This is a genomic window from Streptomyces sp. TS71-3, assembly GCF_018327685.1.
GTDB lineage: Bacteria > Actinomycetota > Actinomycetes > Streptomycetales > Streptomycetaceae > Streptomyces.
Window position 1 is genome coordinate 2,806,237 of record NZ_BNEL01000003.1, and the last position, 14,730, is coordinate 2,820,966.

The following is a 14,730-nucleotide window of genomic DNA, read 5'->3' on the forward strand; positions in this document are numbered from 1 at the left end:
CCTGCTGATTCTGCCCCGTCCACGCCCGGATCGGCTCGCCCGGAAACACGCGTGCCGGACGATATGCGGCCCGGGGCGGGTGCGCCTACCGTGGCTCCATGGGTGCGAGCGGCAAGGGCGCGGCGGTCGAGCTGGACGCGGGCGGGCGCACCGTACGGCTGTCCAGCCCGGACAAGGTCTACTTCCCGGAGCGCGGCTTCACCAAGCTGGACCTCGCCCTGTACTACCTGGCCGTCGGCGACGGCATCCTCCGCGCCCTGTACGAGCGGCCCACCACCCTGGAGCGCTACCCCGAGGGCGTCACCGGCGAGTCCTTCTTCCAGAAGCGCGCACCCAAGAACCGGCCCGACTGGATCCCCACCGCGCACATCACCTTCCCCAGCGGCCGGTACGCCGACGAGATGTGCCCCACCGAGGTCGGCGCGGTGCTGTGGGCCGCGCAGTACGGCACGTTCACCTTCCACCCGTGGCCGGTGCGGCGCGCGGACACCGAGCGCCCCGACGAGCTCCGCCTCGACCTCGACCCGCAGCCCGGCACCGACTTCTCCGACGCGGTCCGTGCCGCCCAGGCGCTCCGCGCGGTCCTGGAGGAGCACGGGATGCGCGGCTGGCCCAAGACCTCCGGGGGCCGGGGACTGCACGTGTTCGTGCCGATCGAGCCGCGCTGGACGTTCACGCAGGTGCGGCGTGCCGCGATCGCCTGCGGGCGGGAGCTGGAGCGGCGGATGCCGGGCAGGGTGACGACGGCCTGGTGGAAGGAGGAGCGGGGCGAGCGGATCTTCCTCGACTACAACCAGACCGCCCGGGATCGCACCATCGCCTCCGCCTACTCGGTGCGGCCGCGGCCGCGCGCGGCCGTCTCCGCGCCGCTGCGCTGGGACGAGCTGGACGCCGCGGTGCCGGAGGACTTCGACCTCGCGACGATGCCCCGGCGGTATGCCGAGGTCGGTGATGTGCATGCCGGCATGGATGACGAGCGGTACGTGCTCGACGGGCTGCTGGAGCTGGCGCGTCGCGATGAGCGGGACCATGGGCTGGGGGATCTGCCGTATCCCCCTGAGCACCCCAAGGTGGCCGGGGAGCCCAAGCGGGTTCAGCCGAGCCGGGCTCGGCGGGCCGACTGAGCTGCCGGGCACCCGGTCGTGGGGCTCCGCCCCGGTGCCGCTCAGGGGCGCGGGGAACTGCGCCACCAACCCCCACCGGCCGGTGGTCAAGAACGAGACCGCAAGGGGCTGGGCCCGGGGGCCCGCCGCAGGCGCATCGTGGCTGGTCGCGCAGTTCCCTGCGCCCCTTTCGGGGGCGCGCCCACGCGGCGGAGCCGTATATCGGACACAGCCCCGCGCAAGGAGCGGACCCCCTCCCCGAGGTGCCGGGGAAGGGGCCCGCGTGGCCGGGGTGCCGTTAGGGGCTACAGCTCCTTGACCCGGACGTCCCGGTAGGAGATGCGGTCCGCCGTGCTGTGGACCTGGAGGCCTATGTAGCCCTCCGCCCAGCGGCGGCCGTCGGTGCCCGGGTCGTCCGACCTCGGGGGCTCGAAGAGCTGCCCGCCGATGTTGTCGAACTCGTTGATCAGCTTGCCGTTGCGGTACAGCTGGAAGTGCTGGTCGATCACCCGGATCTCGTAGTCGTTCCACGTGCCCTTCGGGGTGACCATCGCCCCGGCGAGCCCGACCCGGTCGAAGCCGTAGACGGAACCGGTCTTGTACATGTCGCCCGTGGGGCTGTCCAGGATCTGCATCTCGTGGCCGTACTCGATGGCCGCCCACTCCGGACGGGACTCCAGCGGGTTGTCGTGCACCTGCGGGAACCGGACGAAGACGCCGCCGTTGGCGTTGGCGTCACCCGCGGCGTCGTCGCGCCACTGCAGCTTCAGCGAGAAGTTGGCGTACTTGCGCACCGGGTACCAGAGCATGCCCAGGTTGTTCGCCTGCTGGCTGGTGATCGAGCCGTCGTCGTTCAGCTTGAACGAGCCGCCGCCGACCTGCTCCCACCTGTCCAGCGACTTCTGGGTGCCGTCGAAGATCTTCCGGTACCCGTCGGTCTGGCCGGGCTTGCCGATGCCGGACTGCTTCGCCGCCTTGTTGATCAGCCGGTACTCGCGCTGGTCGATGACACCGTCCTTCAGGAGCTGGTCGGTGACCGTCCCCACGTGCTTGAGGAACAGCGCCTGGGACGTCCACTCCTTCTCGTCCTCGATCAGCTCGTTGATCCGGCACCGGTTGTCGGTCACCCGGTTCGGGATGCCGGTGTCGACCGTGCCGACGAACACCGTCGCGCGCTCGTCGTACTCGGCACAGGGGGGTGGGGGCACCCCGCCGCCCGGAGCGACCGTGAAGGACGCCGTCCCGGCCTCGCTGGTGTTGCCCGCCTTGTCGGTGGCCCGGTACGCGACGCTGTGGGCGCCCGTCCCGTCGACGACCACGGGGTCGGCGTAGGCGAGGTACGGGCCGCCGTCGAGCGAGTACTCGACCGTGGCCACGCCCGAGCCCTCGTCGCTGGCGGTCACCGTCACCTTGGCGGTGCCGAGGTAGGCGCCGTCGGAGTTCTTCTCGCCGTCGACCTTCGCGCTCACCTCCGGCGCCGTGGTGTCCTCGGCGGGCGGGGCCACCACCGTGAACTCGGCGGTCTTCTCCGCCGCGGCGTTGCCCGCCTTGTCGGTGGCCCGGTAGCGGACCTGGTAGTCACCGGGGTCGTGCAGCATCACCGGGGACGTGTACGCCTGCCAGTCGCCGTCCGCACCGATCGCGTACTCGATGGTGTCGACGCCGGAGCCGGTGTCGGAGGCCGTCACGGTCACCGTCGCCATGCCGACGTAGGCGCCGTTCGCGTCCTTGTCACCGGTGACGGTGGCCGACGTGTCCGGCGGCGCGGTGTCGTCCGTCGGGGCTTCCGCCACCGTGAAGTCGACGGATTTCTCCGCCGCCGCGTTGCCGGCCTTGTCGGTGGCCCGGTAGCGCAGGGTGTGCTGGCCCTGCGTGTTCACCACCACCGCGGAGGTGTACGGCTGCCAGTCGCCGTCCGCCTCCAGCGCGTACTCGACGGTGTCGATGCCGGAGCCCTCGTCGGTGGCGTCGACCGTCACCGTCGCCGAGCCCACGTACGCACCGTCCGGGTTCTGCTGCCCGTCGACCTTCGCCGAGGTCTCCGGGGCCGTGGTGTCATCGCCACCGCCACCGTCCGGCGTCACCACCAGGGTGCCGGTCATCTGGGCGTGCCCGGGCATCGAGCAGAAGTAGTGGTAGGTGCCCGGGGTGAGGGTGACCTCCTGGGTGTACCGGCCGCCCTGCGAGTCGTTGGGGCTGGCCAGGATGTTGACGTGGACGTCGTTGTTGTAGTTCGGGTCGGAGATGTCGAAGGTGAGGGTGTGCGGCATGCCGGTGGTGTTGCCGGTGGCCGCGCTGTTCTCGAACACGATCGTCGCCGGGCCCGCCACCGCGGTCGTCGGCACCGAGGCGTACTTGGTGATGTCGTCGTTCGCGGTCCAGGTGAGGGTCTGGGCCGCCGCCGCGCCCGCGTCGGCCGGCTGCGCGGTGCGCCCGTAGGCGGCCGAGCCGAGGCCGAGCACCATCGCCAGGCAGGCCAGCAGTATCAGCCACGGATGGTTGCGGTGCCGCCCGCGCGCCGCGGGACGCCCCGCGGGTCTGTCCTTCCGGGGGGTGCCCGTCATCACTGCGCCTTCCTTGCCAGGTCCTTCGCGGCCGGGGTGGCGGCGCCGCCTGTGTAGGTCACGTGCCACAGCGCCGAGTGCTGGTCCGAGGTGAAGAAGCCGCGGCCGTAGTCGAGGACGTAGAGCGAGCCGTCCGGCGCGAACTCCCAGTCCATCAGGTTGGCGATGCCGTCGTTGCCGGTCGGGATGATCTGCTTCAGCGACTCCGAGTGGATCGGCAGCCCGCCGTTGCCCATGGTCTTCGGGTCCATGAGCACCGCGTTGCGCGGCTGGGTCTGGTTGTAGAAGTCACCGACGAACCACTTGCCGTCCCAGTACTCCGGCCACGCGTTCGGGCCCGCGTTCGCCGCGTTGTAGCGGTAGACGGGACCGTCCATGGTGGCCTGGCCGCCGCCCTTGAGCCACGGCAGCAGGTACGTGGCCTCGTCCACCTTGTACGACGGGATGCCGTCCGCGTTCCGCGGGTAGTCGGGGGCGCCGCCCTGCGGCGAGTACCAGATGTTGTTCGGGGTCATCGGCGGCAGGTTGACCAGGCCGTCGTTGTTCGGCGACTCGTTCTTCAGGTGGTCGCAGTCGTACCAGCCGAGCGGCTTGCTCGGGTCGGGCAGGTTGCGGTCGCGGTAGGGCTGCTTGTTGCCCATGCAGTACGGCCAGCCGCGGTTGCTCGCATGCGTGATCACGGCGAACTGGTCGTACTTGGCGGGGCCCCAGGTCGTCGACGGGTCGTTGGCGTCCGGGCCCACCCATCCCGCGTAGAGGACGTCGGTCGTCTTGTCGACATAGATCCGCGCGGGGTTGCGCACACCCATCACGTAGATCTCGCCGCGGGTCTTGCCGCCGCCCTCGTCGGTCTCCTTGCCGGTGAACAGGTTCCCCTCGGGGAGGGTGTACGTGCCGTCCGGCTCGGGGTGGATCCGCAGGATCTTGCCGTTGAGGTTGTTGGTGTTGCCCGCGGTGCGGCGCGCGTCGGCGAAGGAGACGCCCTTGTAGTTGGGCTCCGGGTTGTTGCCGGAGTAGCCGTCGCTGAAGCCCGAGGAGTTGTTGTCCCCGACCGCGATGTAGAGGTTGCCCTTGGAGTCCCAGGTCATCCCGCCGCCGGAGTGGCAGCAGCTGTGCGCCTGGGCGGGCCAGCTCAGCAGCACCTTCTCGCTGCTCAGGTCGAGCTTGTTCGTGGCCTTGTCCAGCGTGAAGCGGGACACCTGCCGGGTGTCCATCTGCGTCTCGCGGTTCAGGCCCGAGAACGGCGCGTAGTAGACGTAGATCCAGCCGTTGTCCTCGAACTTCGGGTCGAGCTCGATGCCCAGCAGACCGTCCTCGATCTTGGTGAGCTCGTCGCCGCCGCCCTTGTTGCCGAAGACGTCCAGCTCGGCGGCGAGGGTGACCTGACCGGTCTTCGGGTCGTAGATGTGGATCTGGCCCTTGCCGCGGCCGACGTTCGGGTCGTTCCAGTCGGTGACCGGGGGCACGCTGCCGTCCCCGCCGCCGCGGCCGATGTAGAACACCCGCCCGTCATGCGCGATCGTCATGCCGTGCGGCTCGCCGATCTGGTCGTTCTGGCCCGGCTGGTTGGGCTTGGTGACCCGCTCCGCCTTGTAGTTCGCGTTGATGGTGGCCTTGCAGTCGGCCCGCACGAGACGGGTCGTCCACAGCAGCGCGCCGCGCAGGTGGGTGCGGAAGTCGGCCTCGTCGAAGGTGGAGGCGGTACCGCCCATCGCGGTGTAGAAGGACCGGCCGCCGCCGTAGTCACGGCACCAGGAGACCGGGTGGTCCCAGCCGTTCGCGCCGTCACCGGGCTTGTACGTGGACTCGCGCACCCGGGCGACCGTGTGCACCGTGCCGGACGGGTTCTGCTGCCAGTTGAGCCACTGGTCCGGGCGCTTCCACTCCAACGGGAGGTCCTTGGTGGCCGGGTTGACCCGGTCGCCCACCTCCACCGTGGCCTGCTGCACGCTCGTCGGCGAGCCGGCGGCGGGCCGGGCGCCGATCAGGCCGGTGAACCAGTCGGAGTACGGTTCCGCGCGGGCCGCGTCATGGATGCCGACGAACCCGCCGCCGGCCTTCATGTACGCCTCAAGCCCGGCCTCCTGCTCGGGATCGAGGATGTCGCCACCGCCCGTGAGGAAGACGACGGCGTTGTACGAGCCCATCTTCTTGCCGTCCGTGAAGACCGCCGGGTCGCCGGTGGCCTGCACCTTGAAGTGCTGTCCGGCCGGGCCCGTCTGGCCGATCCTCTCGATGGCCGCGATGCCGGCGTCGACGACCGGCGACTCGTCGCCCGCCGCGGCCGAGCCGTAGAACACCAGCACCTTGACGTTGGCGCCGCCCGGAGGCGACGGAAGGTTCATCCGGGCCGCCACCTCCGCCGGGACGGTCCGCGCGGCGGCCGGCCCGGACAGCACACCGGCGGCCAGCGCCCCGGCCGCCACGGCCGCGGCCCAGATCCGCCCCGCGCGCCGCGGCCCCGTGCGTCTTGCTCTGCTCAACCCTGGTGCGGCTGAGGGTTTTTGATGCGGTATGAACCGCATGTCTTCACCCACCCCTCATCGGTCATAGCAACAGCGCCGATGAAGCTAGACCTCTTTTCATGGTTCGCCAATAGGTATCACCGCAATAGAACAAACTTTGTCCTGAGTGTGGATAAACGAAGATCACGCAGCTACCGTGATGCCGTCCCGGGGGCTTCTTGCGCCCCGTGAGTCTCCGTACCAAGAGGGGGAGTTCGGCGATGAACGACGCTACGGACGAGACACGCGGCAGGGCGGCGGGCGCCGCGGGCGGCGGCGCACCGGACGCGGCGCCGAGCGGCGGGGCGGCCTCGGGCGGGGGCGCCGCACCGGGACGCGGCGGGCGGGCCGAGGCGCTGGGCAGACGGGCCTTCACCAGCCGGATCCTCGCCGGCGGCGCCGCCGTGGCCTCGCTGGGCGCGGTCTCCGCCACCGCGGCGGCGCGCCCCGCGGCAGCGGCCCCCGCCGCCCGGACCGCCGCGACGGCCCCCGCGGGCGGCGAGGCGCGGCACATCAAGATGTACGCGGAGAAGCTGGCGGACGGCCGGATGGGCTACGGCTTCGAGAAGGGCAAGGCCACCGTGCCCGGCCCGCTGATCGAGCTCAACGAGGGCGACACGCTCTACATAGAGTTCGAGAACACCATGGACGTGGCGGCGAGCCTGCACGTGCACGGCATGGACTACGAGATCAGCAGCGACGGCACCGCGATGACGCACAGTGAGGTCGAGCCCGGTGGCACCCGCACCTACACCTGGCGCACCCACGCCCCCGGCCGCCGCGAGGACGGCACCTGGCGCGCCGGCACCGCCGGCTACTGGCACTACCACGACCACGTCGTGGGCACCGAGCACGGCACCGGCGGCATACGTGCGGGGCTGTACGGCCCGGTGATCGTCCGCAGGAAGGGCGACATACTGCCGGACAGGACCTACACGATCGTCTTCAACGACATGACGATCAACAACGTGACCCCGGGCCCCGACCTGGAGGCCACCGTCGGCGACCGGATCGAGTTCGTCTCGATCACCCACGGCGAGTACTACCACACCTTCCACCTGCACGGGCACCGCTGGGCCGACAACCGCACCGGCCTGCTGACCGGCCCCGACGACCCCAGCCAGGTCATCGACAACAAGATCGTGGGACCGGGCGACTCCTTCGGCTTCCAGGTCCTCGCGGGCGAGGGCGTCGGCGCGGGCGCCTGGATGTACCACTGCCACGTGCAGAGCCACTCCGACATGGGCATGGTGGGCCACTTCCTGGTCAGGAAGGCAGACGGCACGATTCCCGGCTACGAGATGCACGAGCACTCCGGTTCCGGGACGGCGTCCGGAGCGGGTTCCATGGCGCACGGGCACTGAGCGCGTCCGGACGAGCGCCGCGAGGCCGGCCCCAGCGCCGCGAGGCCGGCACCGGGCCGGGGAGCGGCGTCCGGGCCGGTCGGCGCCGGGGTCCGCCCCATGTCATCCCTGCGGAGGGCACACAAGGCGTCCACAGGGAGCGCTCTCTTCCCGGTGCGGAAGCGCGGCTAGGGTGGTCGAGACCATTTCGTCCGCCAGAGTCCCAGGAGCCCGAAGGTGAGCGATCCGACGACCGACCCGCGTCCCACACTGGAGGCCGTGGCCGCACGGGCCGGGGTGTCCCGGGCCACGGTGTCCCGCGTCGTCAACGGCAGCACGGGAGTCCGCAAGTCGCTCGCCGAACGGGTCCGGGTCGCCGTCGACGAGCTCGGCTACGTGCCCAACCAGGCCGCGCGCAGCCTCGTCACCCGCCGGCACGACGCCATCGCGGTGGTCGTCGCCGAGCCGGAGACCCGGATCTTCGCCGACCCGTTCTTCGGGCTGCAACTGCGCGGCATCAGCAAGGAGCTCACCGCCCACGACTCCCAGCTCGTGCTGCTGCTCACCGAGGGCCCCGACGACTACGCGCGCGTGGGACGCTACCTCTCCGGCGGCCACGTCGACGGCGCGCTCGCGTTCTCGCTCCACCTGGACGACCCGCTGCCCGGTGTCATGCGCGGCACCGGGGTGCCCACCGTCTTCGGCGGACGCCCCTACTGGTCGGACGGCCAGGCGGACATCCCGTACGTCGACTGCGACAACCGCGGCGGCGCCCGGGACGCCGTGCGCCACCTGGTGGGGCTCGGCCGCACCCGGATCGCGCACATCACCGGGCCGCTGGACCAGACCTCCGCGGTGGACCGGTTGGACGGCTACCGCGAGGAACTCGGGGACGGGGACCCGCGGCTGATCGAGGAGTGCGACTTCACCCCGGCGGGTGGCGAGCGTGCCATGCGCGCCCTGCTCGACCGCTGCCCCGATCTGGACGGCGTCTTCGCCGCCAACGACCTGTCCGCAGCCGGAGCCATCCGCGTGCTGCGCGAGCGCGGGCTGCGGGTCCCCGAGGACGTCGCCGTGGTCGGCTTCGACGACCTGCTGCATGTCGCGGAGCAGACCGACCCGCCGCTGACCACCATCCGCCAGGACATCCAGGAGATGGGCCGCCTGATGGCCCGCCTCCTGCTCCAGGGCCAGGGCCGCGTCCCCGGCCCCGGGACGGGCGCGGAGTGGGCTCCGGTCGTCACCCAGACGACGCTGGTGCGGCGCGCGTCGGCCTGACGGCCGGGGCTCACCGGGGTGCATGGCGCGCCCTGACGAGGGCGCGGGGCTGTTGTCGTGGGGGCACCTCCTACCCCTTGGGGCAGTGCGGGAGGCTCCGCCGCGTGGGCGCGACCAGCCGCGACGTGACCGTCGATCGTCACCGTCCCAAGCGGGTGTCTCTGTCGTGTCCGGACCAGCGGCGGGTGGCTGGTTGCTCGCGCCCACGCGGCGGAGCCGGACATCGACACAGCCCCGCGCCCCTACGGGGGCGCCGCTGGCGCGAAGCGCCCGAACAGGGCGCAGCAGTGCCCTGACAGGGGCGCGGGGAACTGCGCGACCAGCCACGTCGAGACCGTCACGACGTCACCGTCCGAAGGGGGTAGACGCTGCCGTGGCCAGGCCACCGCCAGGTGGTGGCACAGCCCCGCGCCGCTGAGTGGGCCGGGGCGGGCCCAGACGTGCGGTGCCCCCGGCGTCGGCGACATGCGGGCTTCGCCCGTCCGGGCAAGACTCGGTGGGAGAGCACCTCGGGAACCCAAGGAGTGCACCATGCTCACCACCCGATTCGTCGACGGCGCCCCGAACTGGCTCGATCTCGCCACCCCGGACATGAACGGCGCCCAGGCCTTCTACCGGGACCTCTTCGGCTGGGAGTACCGCCTCGCGGGCCCCGACGCCGGCGGGTACGGCATGTTCCGGCTGAACGACAAGGTCGTCGCGGGCGGCATGACCGTCGACCCCGACCAGGGCCCGCCGGCGTGGAGCATCTTCTTCCAGAGCTCCGACGCGGACGCCACGGCCCAGGCGGCCGAGGACGCCGGCGGAACCGTGCGCTTCAAGCCCATGGACGTCATGGACCAGGGCCGGATGGCGGTCCTGGCGGACCAGGCGGGCACCCCCTTCGGCGTATGGCAGCCCGCCGCCAACAAGGGCCTGGACACCGTCAACGAGAAGGGCGCGCTCTGCTGGACCGAGCTCTACACCCCGGATGTCGAGGCGGCCACGGGGTTCTTCGCGTCGGTACTCGGCTGGAGCATCGAGCAGATGCCGTTCAGCGGCGGCACGTACACCATCGCGTCCCCCGCCGGAGGCGGGGAGGACTCGGGTTTCTGCGGCATGATGCCGCTCTCCGCCGACCCGCGCGCCTCCACGCCCTACTGGCTGCCCTACTTCGCCGTCCCGGACGCCGACGCGACCCGCGGCAGGGTCCAGGAGCTGGGCGGCAGGGCGCTGGGCACCGCCGTCGACATCCAGGACGTCGGCCGGATCACCCAACTGGCCGATCCCTACGGCGCCAGGTTCGCGGTGCTCACCCCCAGCGAGCGCTGACCCGTCCGGAGAATGCGGCGCGCCGGGCGCGGCGGCGTGGCTTGTGGGCCCGTGACGCCTACACTGACGGTGCCGGAAGGCGGATGGCTTCGGCGTTGATGACTCGTTGATCCGTCGTTTTTCGCGGCCCGGAACGATGCCGTGCCATGCAGATGTACAGCACCACGGGGGCAGAACTCGCCTGGCAGCAGCAGGCGCTCTGCGCGCAGGTCGGCACCGACTTCTTCTTTCCCGAGCCCGGCAGCTCGGTACGCGAGGCCAAGCGCATATGCGAGTTGTGCCAGATGCGCGAAGCCTGTCTGGAGTACGCGCTCACGCATGACGAACGGTTCGGCGTGTGGGGCGGACTCTCCGAGAAGGAACGTCTCGACCTGCGGCGCGACGCTCCGTCCTGAGCCGGGCGGGAGCGGCGCCAGGGCCTGGGCCGGGCACGAGCGGCGCTACGGCCTGAGCCGAGCGCGAGCGGTGCCACGTCCTGAACCAGGCATGAGCCACGCCCCGTCCCGAGCCGGGCAAAAGCACCGGATCGCCGGTGCCGTCGGTTACGTTCCGGGCATGGACTCCGCTTCCCTCCTGCGCCATCTGGACCGCGAGCTGGGCGCCTTCCGCAGCTGTCTCGGGGGCGACCTGTCGGTCCCGGTGCCCACCTGCGGCGACTGGACCCTGCATGACCTCGCCGAGCACCTGGGGAGCTCCGGCCTGTGGTCCGCCGCCGCGGTGACCGACGGACACGGAGACTTCTCGGCGGCGCCCGCGCCCCGCGACCCGTGCCTGCTCGTGCAGTGGTACGACGAGGCCGTCGCCGCCCTGCTCGACGCGCTCGACGCCGACCCCGCGACGCCCGCCTGGATCTTCCACCCGCCGGGCGTCTCGGACCACGGGGTCGGCTTCTGGCAGCGGCGCCGCAGCCTGGAGACGCTGATCCACCGGTGGGACGCCGAGCACGCGCTGGGCGCCGCGCGGCCCCTCGATCCGGAGCTGGCCGGCGAGGGCGTGGCCGAGGTGTTCGACACGATGGCGCCACGGCAGATCGCCCGCGGCCGCGCCCGGCCGCCCCGGCACGCCCTCCGCCTGGACGCCGTCGACACCGGCGGCTGCTGGAGCTACGGCCCGGGCTCACCGGTGGCGGCCGTCGCCGCGCCGGCCGAGGACCTGCTGCTGATGCTCTGGGGGAGGCGGCGGGCCGACGGTCCGGAATTCACCTGGAAGGGTGACCGCGGTGCGGCTCTCGCGGTGCTGTCGGGCCCGCTGGTCCCGTGAGCCCGCCACGGGCCGCGTCCCGGGGGCACCCGCCATCGGCGCCGGCCGGGCCTGCGGACCGGCCGGCCACCGGGCCGGCGGACACGGCCGCGGCCGCTGCCAGGTTCAGCGAGAGGTTCCGGGAGCTGCGCAACCGGGGTTTCCCAGCTGCTGGGGGAGGCCGGCGGCAGGGCCACCTCGAACAGGATCCGGCGAACCCGCATGGGTCGGGGCCTCATCATCACGCCGGGAGGCCCGGGCGCCGCCGGGCGACGAGGGCGGCGATGTCGTCGTCGAGCTCGCCGCCGCTGTAGGCGACCAGGTCGCGGTGGAGATGCTCGAGGAGCTGGTGGGGCCCCTCGCCGCTCCACAAGCGGATGCGCTCGGCGAGGGGGTAGAAATCGCCGGTGCGGTAGCGGGTCTCGGTGACCCCGTCGGTGTACAGCCGGAGCCGGTCTCCGGGGTGGAAGGGGGCGAGGTCGACGTGGTACTCATCGCTCACCAGCATGCCCAGGTTGAGTGGCGGCGAGGGAGCGGCGGCCGGCAACTCCCGGACCTCGCCGCGGTGCAGTAGCAGCGGGGGCGGGTGGCCGCAGGTGACGGTCCGGACGACCGGTTCGTCGTCCGGGATCTCGGCGAGGAGAGCGGTGATGAAACGTTCAGCGATCTCCGAGCCCGGGACCTCCGGGTACTGGGAGGCGTAGCGGCTCACGCTCGTCTCCAGGCGGCGCGCGAGGTGGGGCAGGTCAGGCGCGTCGTGGGCGGCCTCGCGGAAGGCGCTGAGCAGCGTGGCGGCCGTCTGGACCGCGAGCAGGCCCTTGCCGCGTACGTCGCCGATGAGCAGCCGTACGCCGTGCGGGGTGCGGATCGCCTCGTACAGGTCGCCGCCGATCCGGGCTTCCGCCGCGGCGGCCAGGGACAGGCTTTCGAGGGTGACGTGCCCGAGGTGGCGCGGTATCGGATGCAGCACCGCCAGCTGGGCGGCCTCGGCCACTGAGCGGACCTGAAGCAGTTGATGGGCGCGCCGGTCGAGCAGACGGTTGAGGAAGACGGAGAATGCCGCAACCGCCACGACCGTGGCCAGCTCGGAGTAGGCGGTCGCATCCCGCAGCGCGTCGAAGTGGACGATCAGGCCGAGAAAGATGGCGCAGGCGCCCTACTCCGGCGAGCACGGTCCCCTTCAGGGACAGCAGCGCGGCGGCGGAGACCATGGCAGTGGCGAGGAAGGCGATCGGCCTGACGTCACTGGGTGTGAAGAGGCCGACGAACAGGCCGACGAACAGCAGCAGAGCAGGCACCGAGGACAGCAACCTGTCTCGCGCGGCAGCGCTGAGTGCGACTCCGCCTTCCCCGGGAAACCTCGCCACGTGCCGCTCCCCAAGGTCGCAGCAGTCATCGAAAGCCAGGCAGTCGATTCATACACTTTTACAGTCACATGCCCGAAGCCTGCGAACAAGCCGGTGACGCTGGTGACGCGCAGGTGCTCAGCAGGTCACCGTGCCGCTCTGCTCGGCGAGAAGAACACGGAGAAGGCGGGCGGGAAGGCCGTGGCGGAGCCGCCCCGTCCGCCCGGCGGAGAAGGCGCGGGAGGCGAGGGCCCGGGCTGCTCGTGCCTGGGCCGCTCGCAGGGCGGGTTCACCGACGTGATGGGCAGGACACGACCTAGGCGTACAGCTCCCGCATCCGTACCGAGAGGCAGGTGACCCCGCCCTCCAGCTTCTCGAACTCGCTGATGTCCACGATCACCGGCTCATGGCCCAGTTCGGCCAGCAGCTCCGCGGTCTTCGGCGCGCTCGCCGCCATCAGCAGCTTGTTGCCGCCCAGCAGCACCACCGCGGAGCCCGTCTCCTCCGGCACCGGAAGGAAGCGGGGGAAGAGGGACGGCTGGTCCACCAGGGGCGCGTACCCGATCACGGTGCCGTCCGGCAGCGCGGTCAGCGCGGACTTCAGGTGCAGCACCTGGGCCACCGGCACCGCGACCACCCGCGCCCCGAGCGGTTCGAAGGCCGCCCTGAGCTGCTGGACCCCCGCGGCGTTGGTGCGCCCGCCCCGGCCCACGTAGATGGTGTCGCCGATCTTCAGGACGTCGCCGCCGTCCAGCGTGCCCGGCTCCCACACCCAGTTGACCGAGGCACCGAGCCGGGCCACGGCCTGCTCCACGCCGACGGTCTCGGCGCGGCGGGCGCGCGCGCCGGGGCGGGTGATCAGGGCGACGTTGCGGAACAGCACCACCGTGTCCTCGATGAAGACCGAGTCGGGGCACTCCTCCGCCCGCTCGACCTCCACGGTTTCCCACCCGTGCGCACGTAGCGTGGCCGCGTACGTCTCCCACTGATGGAGCGCGAGGCGCACGTCCACGGGGGAGCGTTCCTTGCGCGTGAGGATGCCCTCGGCGAGGCGAGGGCCCGGGCGACGGATCAAGACCTTCTGGGATGGCACGGCGCACATGATGCCTGCCGGATTCGGCGGAAAAAAAGCCCCCAGGGGTGGGGGTTTCGGGGACGGACGGTTCATCGGCCCGTCAATGTGGGCGATACGGGACACCTGCCGCGCCTCCCACCCCCGGGTGTGGCCCGCCGCGCCCCGCGCGTTCTCGTCCGCGCCACACCGGCGCTCTATTCTTGCCGCCCGGCCCGCGCCCGGCGGCCGGCTCCGCCGGACCGTAGCGAAAGGAACCGCCCGTGCCCTCCTCGCCTCCGCCGCCCTCCCTCCCCGCCCGGCTCTACCTGCTCGCGTGGGACACCGAGCGCGGACGGTCCACGGGCCGCGGCCACCTCCACCACCTGGTGCGTGCGGGCGCCCTCACCGAGCTGGTCCAGCGGGGTCTGCTCGCCGACGACGACGGAGTCGTCACCCCCGTGGACCCCGACGCCCGCACCGGCGACCTGGCCCTGGACGGCCTGCTGGAGCTGATCACGGAATCCCGGCCGCGCCGCTGGAAGTCCTGGGTGAACCTGCGCGCCAGGGTCACCCTGCAGGCGGTCCGCGAGCAACTGACGGCGGACGGCCGGCTGCGGCCCCGCAGGCAGCGGATACTCGGCCTCTTCCCCGCAACCGGCACGGAACCCGCCGTCCCGGCGGAGATCGAGGCCCTGCGCAAGCACGTGCTGGCCGTCCTGACGGGGCCCGTGCCGGTGGCCCAGGTGACCGAGGAGGACGCCGCCCTGGTGGCGCTCGCCGCAGCCGGAGAGCTGCGCACGGCGCTGCCCGGCAAGGAGCGCCGGCGGCACAAGGAGCGGCTGGAGGAACTGACCGATCGCAGCGGCGCGGCCGTCCCCGCGCTGAAGAAAGTGATCAGCGAGGTCAGGGCGGCGGTGATCGTCGCCGCCACGACGGCCGGCGGCTGACGGGCCGTCGGAGCCCGGTGGACGCCCGGCCGGCCGGATGG

The 14,730-nt window shown here is 71.9% G+C and carries 11 protein-coding genes; 7 read left to right on the forward strand and 4 right to left on the reverse strand.

The window, feature by feature from the left end:
- Positions 1-98: 98 nt before the first annotated feature.
- Positions 99-1,124 (forward strand): non-homologous end-joining DNA ligase, encoded by a 1,026-nt coding sequence (gene ligD / locus Sm713_RS35890; protein WP_212914121.1) that lies wholly within the window; start codon positions 99-101, stop codon positions 1,122-1,124.
- 284 nt (positions 1,125-1,408) lie between these two features.
- Here the strand turns inward: ligD and Sm713_RS35895 are convergent, their stop codons facing one another.
- Together Sm713_RS35895 and Sm713_RS35900 are read right to left on the reverse strand one after the other, a co-directional pair.
- Positions 1,409-3,568: an OmpL47-type beta-barrel domain-containing protein gene (locus Sm713_RS35895; protein ID WP_249417115.1), complete on the reverse strand. Its 2,160-nt coding sequence runs from the start codon at positions 3,566-3,568 to the stop codon at positions 1,409-1,411.
- Between the two features lie 98 nt (positions 3,569-3,666).
- On the reverse strand, positions 3,667-6,192 hold the full coding sequence (locus Sm713_RS35900; RefSeq protein WP_212915068.1) for a ThuA domain-containing protein: 2,526 nt from the start codon (positions 6,190-6,192) through the stop codon (positions 3,667-3,669).
- Positions 6,193-6,527: 335 nt separating this feature from the next.
- Here Sm713_RS35900 and Sm713_RS35905 point away from each other — a divergent pair, with 335 nt between their 5' ends.
- The 5 genes from Sm713_RS35905 to Sm713_RS35925 all read left to right on the forward strand — a co-directional run bounded on the left by Sm713_RS35905 (position 6,528) and on the right by Sm713_RS35925 (position 11,363).
- A complete protein-coding gene (locus Sm713_RS35905) occupies positions 6,528-7,535 on the forward strand; it encodes a multicopper oxidase domain-containing protein (protein WP_212915069.1) in 1,008 nt (335 codons plus the stop codon).
- A gap of 216 nt (positions 7,536-7,751) precedes the next feature.
- Positions 7,752-8,792 carry a LacI family DNA-binding transcriptional regulator gene (locus tag Sm713_RS35910; protein ID WP_212914123.1) on the forward strand — a complete coding sequence of 347 codons (1,041 nt, stop codon included), beginning with the start codon at positions 7,752-7,754 and terminating at the stop codon, positions 8,790-8,792.
- A gap of 531 nt (positions 8,793-9,323) precedes the next feature.
- A complete protein-coding gene (locus tag Sm713_RS35915; RefSeq protein ID WP_212914124.1) occupies positions 9,324-10,103 on the forward strand; it encodes a VOC family protein in 780 nt (259 codons plus the stop codon).
- A 146-nt stretch (positions 10,104-10,249) separates the two neighbouring features.
- Positions 10,250-10,498, forward strand: coding sequence for a WhiB family transcriptional regulator (locus tag Sm713_RS35920; RefSeq protein WP_212914125.1), 249 nt, complete (start codon positions 10,250-10,252; stop codon positions 10,496-10,498).
- 160 nt (positions 10,499-10,658) lie between these two features.
- A complete protein-coding gene (locus Sm713_RS35925; protein ID WP_212914126.1) occupies positions 10,659-11,363 on the forward strand; it encodes a maleylpyruvate isomerase family mycothiol-dependent enzyme in 705 nt (234 codons plus the stop codon).
- A gap of 220 nt (positions 11,364-11,583) precedes the next feature.
- Here Sm713_RS35925 and Sm713_RS35930 read toward each other — a convergent pair whose 3' ends face one another.
- Both Sm713_RS35930 and ddaH read right to left on the reverse strand, forming a co-directional pair.
- A complete protein-coding gene (locus tag Sm713_RS35930) occupies positions 11,584-12,414 on the reverse strand; it encodes a PP2C family protein-serine/threonine phosphatase (protein ID WP_249416910.1) in 831 nt (276 codons plus the stop codon).
- Between the two features lie 590 nt (positions 12,415-13,004).
- Positions 13,005-13,781 carry a dimethylargininase gene (gene ddaH / locus Sm713_RS35935; RefSeq protein WP_212914127.1) on the reverse strand — a complete coding sequence of 259 codons (777 nt, stop codon included), beginning with the start codon at positions 13,779-13,781 and terminating at the stop codon, positions 13,005-13,007.
- Between the two features lie 242 nt (positions 13,782-14,023).
- Between ddaH and Sm713_RS35940 the strand changes: the two genes are divergently transcribed.
- The gene (locus Sm713_RS35940; protein WP_212914128.1) at positions 14,024-14,689 is read left to right on the forward strand and encodes a GPP34 family phosphoprotein; all 666 of its coding nucleotides are present in this window, start codon (positions 14,024-14,026) and stop codon (positions 14,687-14,689) included.
- Positions 14,690-14,730: the final 41 nt, after the last annotated feature.